Below are 9,730 nucleotides of genomic sequence, written 5' to 3' on the forward strand. Positions count from 1 at the left end.
TGCTATACTATCAAGTATAACTTATAAAACCGAAACAAGATGGCTCACAAAAAAGGAGTTGGTAGTTCTAAAAACGGTCGCGAATCAGAATCGAAACGCTTAGGTGTTAAGATCTTTGGAGGACAAGCTGCAATCGCAGGGAACATCATCGTACGTCAAAGAGGTAATACGCATCACCCAGGTGAGAACGTATACGGAGGAAAAGATCACACACTACACGCAAGAGTAGATGGTGTTGTAAAATTCCAAAAGAAAAGAGACAACAAATCTTACGTTTCTATCGTGCCTTTTGAGGCATAATAAACGAGGATAGTTTCTCAATTATCATATAAAACCCTTACCGCAATGCGGTAAGGGTTTTCTTGATTATACTCAGTTCAATAAGTGCTTATGGTTTTGGTATGTTGTTTGATGCGTTGTGTAAAACACATTAAATGAGATGTATACTAAGTTTATTCTGTGTAGTTGTTTTACAATCATGTTTTCCAGTGGCAATAGCTCCTGACCTCAGTAATGGTTCTATTAAAAATGCTAAGAAGTTTAATAAAAAGCTGCCAAAGAGGTATTCATACATCTTTACAGACCCAAAAGATGCAGATGAGTTTTATACTTACGTAAATACAAAGTATGACCTACAGCACAACTATGTAGAAGATAATGTGCCAGTAGTACTTGATGGAAATAATTATTATGTCTCGTTTTATGAAGTGAGTAAGAATACAAAAACTGTCAATTTACTAAGACCCTTAGCAAATAAAATGTTGGAAGAAAATGGGATAGGTCCTGTATTTAATGACGATCCTGTTAGAATTTATGGCGACACATGGTATATCGCGCTTCTTATCACAGATGAGGACTTTAATGATGGTCTTAATCCATCATATGTAAATTTTGCAAGGGTAGAAGAGTTTGCCTCTTCTTTGCATGCAGAGTATTACAGTATGCGTAATTATAAGCAAGCGATTTTAACCGTAAAAAGGGATTAGCGATTAATCTTGTACAATGCTATCTGTTCCTAAGTATCCATCATCCTTGTTATAATACCAAGCGCGGTTTTTAGGCATTTTAATACCTTCGATGAGAGCTATGTCATCAAGAAGAATATACTCGCCTGTAGTCTCATCGGTGCCTTTAAAGAATTGATATACTTCCAGGGCATACGTAGAGGGGTTAAAGTAAAATTGCCAAACATCTGAACCTACAGCTTCGTCATAAGTTATCTTTACCATGATAAATTTTTTTCCTTTGAAAGTGACATTTTTTACCATGGGATCTATTTGAGTTCCTGGATCATGTAACTTCATAGGAAGTCCGTACAAATAGGAATAGTAATCGCGATACATTCTTGTTCTCTCGCACTCTTTGCTATTAGTAGTTGTGGTGGTTACTTCTCCAGTCTCATCTGTATATTTACAAGTGTCACTGCTTATCTCCCTAAACGAAGTTGTCTCTTCTTGTTCTGTGGTGAGATTAAAATATTCATTCGGGATGTCTAGTGTGATTGCGCTTTTTCTAGAGGCTTTTTCTGGCATATCAAGTGCTAGGGTAAATTCCCCTTGAAAAGTTGACCAATTACCATTAGGGTCATGAAATGCTATTGATTTTTTAATAATCTCTGCACCTGTAACAGGTCTCAAAGATTGTGCAGTTGCAAAGTCCGCTTTCGCGAAAGCGAGACAATAAACAATACTCGTTATTAATAATTTTTTCATACCTATGTTTTGAAGATGAAGATACACATTGCTTTTTGGATTATCCTAACTAACTTTAGTATGCTCTTAACAGCACAGCAAGCAGATAAACCCTACTTTGAAAGTATGACAGAGAAAGATGTAATACCTACTGAGGATGCAGTGCTCAACCTTGAGAATAAAGTAATTCCTAAAGAAATTTATGATGAAGCTATACTTGCTTTAGAGCATTACCCAGAGTTGTGGAATACTGCAATAACTTTTCAGTTTAAAGACAATATAAAAAAGTCAACAATGCAGGCACAACCACGTTGGGCTAGTTTTTTAAAGTCTCGTAAAAAACGTGAATATATAATTCTTATTTCGAGAACGATACAAATAGATCAAGACGAGCTCAGTTTCTCTGAAGTGCCAAGTGATGTGGTTACGGGATGGTTAGGGCATGAGCTAGGTCATGTAATGGATTATAGGGAACGTTCTGGGTTTGGGATGTTAGTTTTTGGGGTAAAGTATTTATATTCTGGCGCTCATATTAAAGAAGTAGAACGTACCGCAGATGTATATGCCATTACGCATGGAATGGGAACCTATATTTTAAAAACTAAAAACTTTATACTCGACCATGCAAATATCTCTGAGGCTTATAAAGAACGCCTGCGCAGTTTATATATGTCGCCAGAAGAAGTCATGCACCTGCTAGAGCATAACTAGCCAGATATTTATAAAAAACGGGTATCACTATTATGATACCCGTTTTTTTATAGTTGATTTTTTATAAACTATTGCTTAGCAACAAAGTCTTCAAAGGTTTCAAATTTCTCTTCATCCATCACTTTCTCCATTTTTACTTGTCCTCCTTTTTTCTTGTTTTGACCACTCCATTCGTGAAAAATATTAGGGTCAATAGTGGTGACTTTTACTCCTTTGAGAGATTTTCCTCTTGCCACTTTATAATTCTTGTTTGCTTCTTTTAAACTTTTATCTAGAGCCTCTGCAAGTTCGCTTTCATTTGTAGTTGCCGTTGTACCTAGATACCAGCAGTGGTAAAACTCTCCATCTATCTTTTTTGCACTCAATGTAAATTCAGGAATTTCAATATCAAATTGTTCTTCAAGTTCTCTCAAGGCTACTTCCATTTTATTTACAGAAAGTTGAGAGCCTACTACGTTTAAGAAAAACTTAGTCCGTCCTGTTATTTTAATTTCTGCTCTCTCTACATCCGTAAAAGCAACCGTGTCACCTATAAGATATCTCCATGCGCCAGAAACCGTACTTATTATAAGGACGTAGTCTACATCTGTTTCTACTTCTTTTAAAGTAAGAGATGGAGCATCTTGTGATAGCGAGCCGTCATTATTGATATACTCTGGAGTGAAGGGTACAAATTCAAAGTAAATACCAGCATTAGTAGAAAGCTTCATAGAGGAAGTCTCAGGTCTGCTCTGGTAAGCCATGAACCCCTCAGATGCTAGATATGTGTCAATAACAGTAATATCTCTTCCTAGTAGTTGTCTAAAGCTCTTTTCGTAAGGTTTAAAGGCTACGCCTCCACTTGTAAAAACTTGTAGATTGGGCCAGATTTCATGAATATTTTCTACATTATGATAAGCAATTACTTCTTTAAGCATAAGCTCTATCCATGATGGAATCCCGCTCAGTGCGCCTATGTCCCAATTTTTGGCTCTTTCTGCAATTGTTTTTACGCGTTCATCCCAGTTTTCAATTTTGGCGATATCTTCTCCAGGCTTGTAAAATCCTTTAAACCAAAAAGGAATATTACTCGCTGTAATACCACTTATTTCACCCTCAAGAAATTCGTCATGTTCGATAAGATCTGTGGAGCTACCTAGAGCCATTACTTCTTTATCAAAAAAATCTGTTGGTAAGTCATAATGAGCAAGTGCAGATACTTGGGCAAGACTGGTGCTTCTTATGGCAGCAACCATTTCCTCCGTGACTGGAATTCTTTTGCTCGTTTTTCCAGTGGTACCACTAGAAAGTGCAAAATAGTGAGGTTTTCCAGGCCATGTTATATCTTCTAATCCATGTTTTATGCGATCCCACCACATACTATCCATCTGGTTATAATCGTGGTAAGGAACCATTTTTGAAAAGGCAGCTGCTTGATCTTCTTCTTCTAGTAGTTGAGAAAACCCATAATACTTTCCAAAGGCAGTATCCTTTGCAGTATTCAGCATATCTGCTAGAACCTGTTTCTGCTCTTGAATAGGATTAATGTCTGAGGATAATGTATCCTTTAAGTCAATTGCACTTTTTATTATAGATCCTAGAATAGCCATGGTTGTGATTGTTTTTACAAATATGTTAAATCTCACTATAAAGTTAATATAGATTGTAGCAAGTTTAACCCGATGTTAAGGAAGAATTGTGAAAAGATATAGCCACTCTTTGCAGAGTGGCTATTGATAGATATTTATAAAAGCCTAACCACAATCGCCTATACGATCCCAACTAGATGATAAACGTTCATAAAGCCCGCCTTGGTAGGTCACAAAATCACCTACACTATAACTTTGATTACCATTGTATGCTGGCACACCTTCGCATATATCTGCAGGTGGTTGATTGCTTCCGCAAGGACCTAGGTTTGTCCAACCGCCATTTACACGTTCATAAAGATTGCCTTGGTAAGTCACTTGATTGCCAATAGTATAATTTGTGTTGCTATTGTATGCAGCTACACCATCACAAATGTCTCCACTATTACCTCCGTCGCCACCATCACCTGGGTACATGATATTGATGCCAGTAATATCTCCATTAGAGAGTGCTGTGCGGTTTGTAGTATATGTGGAACCATCTTTTTTTGTGATGGTAGGTTGGCCATTTTTGCTAAAAGCAAAAGAGCTATAGAGCATTACAGAATTAAAATCAAGCTGGGCTGTATATTCTGTTCCATCTTGTCCTTGTGCAACATATGTTAGAAAGTTATAATCCACTCCATCTTGTACATTGTTTAGGTTGATGGTGAGGTAGTCATCACGATCTGCGCGACTTTGTTCGTGCCATAAACCTACGGCATGACCTATTTCATGAATGGTGCTACCCGTAGAGCAACCGCTTGCAAGTGTAATGTCTTGGCGGCCACCTATTCTTCCTACATATGAAGAACAACCACTACCAGGAGTGAAGTAGACATAGTCAGCTTGGTTTGTGCGTTGTACAAAACGTACAGAAGTGCTCGCTTCCCAGTTTGCTATGGCATTTGTAACACGAGCTTGATTAGGAAGACTAGGATTTATAGCATAATACACGGTATTGTTTGCCCATCTACCTCCAGTACGTCCAGTGCTGCGAGTAGCATCCGTGCTTTCTTGTAGTTGATTTTTTGAGAAGATTATATCTCCTTCAAAGACATAAGTGTCATTTATGGTAGCCACTTCTAGACTATGTAAGCCGTAAAAGAGGTTTTGTGATTTTCCTTTTTGACCTGGGAAAGCTTCTTCTGCTTTCTCGATGTCATTTGATTGGATTTCTACAGTGGTGTTTTCTGCTTCGCTGATTTCATTAATGTCTTCTTTCTCACAAGAATTAAATAGACATAATGATAAGGCACAAGCGACTGCTAGATGAAAATTTTTCATAATTGGATTTTAAATTAAAAAGGTTAATTCCAAAATCACTTATCGCGGCCGCAGAAAGTTGTCTTGAATGTTTGTATGAATACAGTAAAAAAATACTGTAATGGTTACAAATATTTAAACGTGAGAAAATTCTTATTGGATTATATGAATTTTGTTAAAAAATATAGATTACTGATTAGCAATTATTTAAAGTGCATAATCGTTAAAATTTTAACATTTAGCTTAAGTTTATAAGAAGATATGGTGGTTAAAACTTACGCTTATTTTAAATACAAGCAATTATATTGATAATCAATAATCCCTTTTCCTGCATTGAGTACATCTGCTCCTAGAATTCCATGAACAGGAGCAGCATCGTGATTTTTCAGTGCTGTATTTACATGTGACATATCAAAGAGGACGATGTCTAGTTTTTTATATTCCCATTTTTGAATGGTAATGGTATTTTTTCGCGAAAGCTTAGTAATCATATCAGTTGCGCCAGCACCTGCAGCTAGGACTTCACTGTCTTCAGAAAGTAGCCCAAACAACTCTGCAAATTCAAAGTCTATGCACGAACTAGAAGCTCCTGTATCAAGTATGAAGGAACCTTCTACACCATTAATTCTTGCTTTCATTTCAAGATGATTAGTCACGGTAGGGAAAAGGCGTGAACGGCAATATTTTTTTGAAAGTAGAAACTCGCGTAATGAAGGCATATTTATTAGTGTATTACTCAAAAATACTACAATCCTATAGACTTACAGCTTTGTAAAGCATTGCTCAAGTTTATGTGTTTTCCCTTCTCTCTTTTCTATGCGCTAGCTATTTTTGTGGTCTATGAATTTTACAGATACCCATACCCATTTATACAGCGAGTCTTTTGATGAAGATCAGGACGTGATGATACAACGAGCAATTGACGCTGGCGTAAACAGATTTTTTATTCCTGCGATAGACTCTGAGTATACAGAGCGTATGTATGCGTTAGAAAAAAACTATCCAGATCATATGTTTTTAATGGCGGGTCTACATCCTACGCATGTTAAGGAGAATTACGAAGAAGAGCTGGCGCATGTGGAGGCACAATTTGCCGCTCGTGATTTTTATGCAGTAGGGGAGATAGGGATAGATTTGTATTGGGATAAGTCTACTTTAGAAATTCAGCGAGATGCTTTCAAACGACAAATACAACTAGCCAAAAAGTATCAAAAACCTATCGTCATACACTGTAGAGAGGCATTTGACGAAGTTTTTGAAGTATTAGAAAGTGAGAAAGGAGATGATCTCTTTGGGATTTTTCACTGCTTTTCTGGAACTAAAGAACAAGCAGAGCAGGCTATCAGCTATAACATGAAACTTGGGATAGGTGGTGTAGCAACCTTTAAAAATGGTAAAATCGATCAATTTCTAGCGGAGATACCGTTATCACATATTGTACTAGAAACAGATGCGCCGTATTTGAGTCCTGTGCCGTATCGTGGTAAACGTAATGAAAGTAGCTACGTGGTTTTAGTAGCCGAAAAGTTGGCGACAATTTATCAAAAACCTTTAGATGAAATCGCTGCAATAACAAGTAGCAATGCAGATGAAGTGTTTTTTACAAAGCGTGCATAGCATCTTCTTGTAAATAGTAGATGAAGACTCAAAATATTTTGTTCTTTTGTGACAAACAATCCAGACTATTTTGAATAGATACGACCATATACGACCTTATAATGATAATGAAGTAAATCAGGCTTTACTTCACGCAGCAAGACATCCTATGTTTAGGATTTTACTGCAATTTACATTTCCAGATAAAACACAAGAAGAAATTGTCGAAGTACTCAGTACCTGCTTTTCAATAGCCGATTTTCAAGAAAAAGTTATCTATAAATCAGTAACAAATCTACTTGATAAAAGTGCTGAGGATTTTACGTGTAGTGGGTTTGATACGCTTTCGCGAAAGCGGTCTTATCTATACCTGTCAAATCATCGTGATATTGTACTTGATACGTCATTACTTAATATGACGCTTATAGATCATGGTCTTATAACAACAGCCTCTGCAATAGGAGATAATCTTGTGCAAAAAGATTTTTTAATGGAGCTGTCTAAGCTCAACAGGAATTTCTTAGTGCAAAGAGGGCAGTCACCACGTGAGATGCTTATGAGTTCTAAACTCTTGTCTCAATATATTAAGCACTTGCTAGTAGAAAATAGATCTGTGTGGGTAGCCCAGCGAGAAGGACGAACAAAAGACGGACTTGATAAAACGCAGCAAGGCGTACTCAAGATGATCACCATTGCTCGTGGTAAAACACCACTAATGCAATACCTCAAAGAACTTAACATAGTAGGAGTCGCAATCTCTTATGAGTATGACCCTACAGATATTTTGAAGGTACCCGAAATTGTGGCAAAACAAGAAAATGTACCTTACATAAAAACAGCAAACGAAGATTTTAATAGCATCCTAAAAGGTGCGCTAGGTAATAAACGCAATATCCATATAGCAGCTGCACCTATGCCAGAAGAAATTTATGATCAAATTGCTCAGGATTATGCAAGTGATAATGATAAGCTACAAGCATTTGCCAGTGCCTTAGATACTATAATCTGGAAGCATTATAAGTTGTGGCCGTCTAATTATATTGCATATGATCTATACCATAAAAGCAATAAGTACAGCGCTCATTATGATGAGAAAGAATTACGTCATTTTGAACGTAGGTTAGAAGTGCGAGTAGATAAAGAAAAGCAGATAGAAGTAGACAGTTTCTTATTAATGTATGCAAACCCAGTAGTACAATCAGAAAAAGTATGAGCAAGGCTAAGATTCTCTTAATATATACAGGAGGTACTATAGGTATGATCAAAGATTATGAAACGGGAGCTTTAAAAGCTTTCAACTTTGATGAACTACTTGAAAAAATCCCTGAATTAAGGTTGCTAGATTGTGAGATAAGCACCGCCTCATTTGATACCGTGATTGATTCGTCAAACATGAATCCTACCTACTGGAACGAGCTTTGTGATTTTATTAAAGAAGGATATGATAGTTATGACGGCTTTGTAGTGCTGCACGGTAGCGATACCATGAGTTATAGCGCATCTGCCATAAGTTTTATGCTAGAAAATCTATCTAAGCCTGTGGTGTTTACGGGATCACAGCTGCCTATAGGAGATTTACGCACAGATGCAAAGGAGAATTTAATTACTGCGGTTCAAGTAGCTGCTTTGAGAAAACGTAATAAACCACTTATAACTGAAGTATGTCTTTACTTTGAGTATAAACTATACCGAGCAAATCGTACATCAAAAATAAGTGCGGAAAATTTTGAAGCATTTACTTCTCCTAATTATCCAGAACTCCTCACCTCAGGAGTACATCTCACCATAAACGAAGACGCACTCTGGAAACCGAATAAAAAGGTGCTTAAAGTTCACAGAAAATTAGTTACAGAGATTCTACTACTTAAAATATATCCTGGCATTTCGCAGTGCTTAGTAGAAGCCATGCTTAATATTCCTTGTACGCGTGGCGTGGTGCTAGAAACCTTCGGGGCAGGAAACACCTCTACGCAACCGTGGTTTGTAGATGCGCTTAAAGCAACTATCAAGCGAGGAGTTCCTATCGTAAATATCACGCAGTGTATCTCTGGCAGCGTGCACATGGGTAATTATGAAACTAGTGTCGCTTTAAAGAAAATGGGCGTCATTAATGGAGGCGATATGACTACAGAAGCCGCTACTACAAAAATGATGTATTTACTAGGGCAGGAGCTGGGGCCTAAAGTGTTTAAAACAGTCTTTGAAACTTCTTTACGAGGAGAGCTCACATAAAGTGTGTAACTCTTGAATGAGTTATTATTTTTTTGTTATTTCGCAATCCTTTAGAAAGAGTATGAATTATACGCTTTCGCGAAAATTTGAAACACCTACAACAGTGAGTTGTAATCAGATGTCGTTAAGAATAAATACCTGTAGAGCACTCGCTTTACAACAAAATAGAGAGGTGGCCGAGTGGCTTAAGGCGCACGCCTGGAAAGCGTGTATACGGCAACGTATCGAGGGTTCGAATCCCTTCCTCTCTGCTGTAAAGCTCGCTATCTCAACAATAGCGGGCTTTTTTATTTATAGGGGCATAAATAGAGGCATACTTCTTACAAATACAACTTACCCATATAATTCCTCTTTATAATCTGATATAGCAAATACATAGTAAAATATTTTGACAGAAGTTGAGTTGTCAAGCCGCTCACTTTAATTGAGGATACCTCCCTAAAACTTTTTAGCAAAAATTTATCATAAATATGAGTGATATTGTGAGTGTTTTTTTTGACAGCTTAATGAGTTGTGCATTTTGTCGATATTTAAACCCTCTTTGTCGTAAGTGTCATGTTAATTGTTGATAACTTCTAATAAAATTTTGTAATGATTTAGAAGTTGTCTATCTTTTCCTCTTAAAGT

Annotated in this window: 10 protein-coding genes and 1 tRNA gene; 7 read left to right on the forward strand and 4 right to left on the reverse strand. The window is 37.0% G+C overall.

Annotated elements, in window-relative coordinates; genetic code table 11:
- Positions 1 to 39 precede the first annotated feature (39 nt).
- Positions 40 to 300, forward strand: coding sequence for a 50S ribosomal protein L27 (gene rpmA, locus KRODI_RS08740; RefSeq protein WP_013751238.1), 261 nt, complete (start codon positions 40 to 42; stop codon positions 298 to 300).
- Positions 301 to 434: 134 nt separating this feature from the next.
- Entirely contained in the window at positions 435 to 986 is a 552-nt protein-coding gene (locus KRODI_RS08745; protein ID WP_013751239.1) for a hypothetical protein, read from the forward strand.
- A 3-nt stretch (positions 987 to 989) separates the two neighbouring features.
- Here KRODI_RS08745 and KRODI_RS08750 read toward each other — a convergent pair whose 3' ends face one another.
- On the reverse strand, positions 990 to 1,712 hold the full coding sequence (locus KRODI_RS08750; RefSeq protein WP_013751240.1) for a DUF6503 family protein: 723 nt from the start codon (positions 1,710 to 1,712) through the stop codon (positions 990 to 992).
- Positions 1,713 to 1,727: 15 nt separating this feature from the next.
- On the opposite strand from KRODI_RS08750, the gene KRODI_RS08755 reads away from it, so the two are divergent.
- Entirely contained in the window at positions 1,728 to 2,402 is a 675-nt protein-coding gene (locus KRODI_RS08755) for a hypothetical protein (RefSeq protein WP_013751241.1), read from the forward strand.
- A gap of 68 nt (positions 2,403 to 2,470) precedes the next feature.
- On the opposite strand, the gene KRODI_RS08760 is transcribed toward KRODI_RS08755, so the two are convergent.
- From KRODI_RS08760 to KRODI_RS08770, 3 genes are all read right to left on the reverse strand, one after another.
- Entirely contained in the window at positions 2,471 to 3,991 is a 1,521-nt protein-coding gene (locus tag KRODI_RS08760; RefSeq protein WP_013751242.1) for a GH3 auxin-responsive promoter family protein, read from the reverse strand.
- Positions 3,992 to 4,135: 144 nt separating this feature from the next.
- Entirely contained in the window at positions 4,136 to 5,296 is a 1,161-nt protein-coding gene (locus tag KRODI_RS15440; protein WP_013751243.1) for a M12 family metallopeptidase, read from the reverse strand.
- 260 nt (positions 5,297 to 5,556) lie between these two features.
- The gene (locus KRODI_RS08770) at positions 5,557 to 5,994 is read right to left on the reverse strand and encodes a retropepsin-like aspartic protease (protein ID WP_013751244.1); all 438 of its coding nucleotides are present in this window, start codon (positions 5,992 to 5,994) and stop codon (positions 5,557 to 5,559) included.
- A 121-nt stretch (positions 5,995 to 6,115) separates the two neighbouring features.
- Here KRODI_RS08770 and KRODI_RS08775 point away from each other — a divergent pair, with 121 nt between their 5' ends.
- From KRODI_RS08775 to KRODI_RS08790, 4 genes are all read left to right on the forward strand, one after another.
- Positions 6,116 to 6,892 (forward strand): TatD family hydrolase, encoded by a 777-nt coding sequence (locus KRODI_RS08775; protein ID WP_013751245.1) that lies wholly within the window; start codon positions 6,116 to 6,118, stop codon positions 6,890 to 6,892.
- 70 nt (positions 6,893 to 6,962) lie between these two features.
- Positions 6,963 to 8,084, forward strand: a complete 1,122-nt coding sequence (locus tag KRODI_RS08780) for a glycerol acyltransferase (RefSeq protein ID WP_013751246.1) — start codon at positions 6,963 to 6,965, stop codon at positions 8,082 to 8,084.
- Positions 8,081 to 9,103 (forward strand): asparaginase, encoded by a 1,023-nt coding sequence (locus tag KRODI_RS08785; RefSeq protein ID WP_013751247.1) that lies wholly within the window; start codon positions 8,081 to 8,083, stop codon positions 9,101 to 9,103. Before KRODI_RS08780 ends, KRODI_RS08785 begins: the two co-directional genes overlap by 4 nt.
- 166 nt (positions 9,104 to 9,269) lie before the next feature.
- Positions 9,270 to 9,354 (forward strand) — tRNA-Ser (locus KRODI_RS08790).
- The last annotated feature ends 376 nt before the right edge of the window (positions 9,355 to 9,730 follow it).

It is taken from the genome of Dokdonia sp. 4H-3-7-5, from assembly GCF_000212355.1.
Taxonomy (GTDB): Bacteria; Bacteroidota; Bacteroidia; order Flavobacteriales; family Flavobacteriaceae; genus Dokdonia.

What these genes read in the sequence shown, in the direction of transcription:
- rpmA (WP_013751238.1), top strand. Translation starts at nt 40, where the DNA reads ATGGCTCACAAAAAAGGAGTTGGTAGTTCTAAAAACGGTCGCGAATCA.
- KRODI_RS08745 (WP_013751239.1), top strand. Translation starts at nt 435, where the DNA reads ATGAGATGTATACTAAGTTTATTCTGTGTAGTTGTTTTACAATCATGT.
- KRODI_RS08750 (WP_013751240.1), bottom strand. Translation starts at nt 1,712, where the DNA reads ATGAAAAAATTATTAATAACGAGTATTGTTTATTGTCTCGCTTTCGCG.
- KRODI_RS08755 (WP_013751241.1), top strand. Translation starts at nt 1,728, where the DNA reads ATGAAGATACACATTGCTTTTTGGATTATCCTAACTAACTTTAGTATG.
- KRODI_RS08760 (WP_013751242.1), bottom strand. Translation starts at nt 3,991, where the DNA reads ATGGCTATTCTAGGATCTATAATAAAAAGTGCAATTGACTTAAAGGAT.
- KRODI_RS15440 (WP_013751243.1), bottom strand. Translation starts at nt 5,296, where the DNA reads ATGAAAAATTTTCATCTAGCAGTCGCTTGTGCCTTATCATTATGTCTA.
- KRODI_RS08770 (WP_013751244.1), bottom strand. Translation starts at nt 5,994, where the DNA reads ATGCCTTCATTACGCGAGTTTCTACTTTCAAAAAAATATTGCCGTTCA.
- KRODI_RS08775 (WP_013751245.1), top strand. Translation starts at nt 6,116, where the DNA reads ATGAATTTTACAGATACCCATACCCATTTATACAGCGAGTCTTTTGAT.
- KRODI_RS08785 (WP_013751247.1), top strand. Translation starts at nt 8,081, where the DNA reads ATGAGCAAGGCTAAGATTCTCTTAATATATACAGGAGGTACTATAGGT.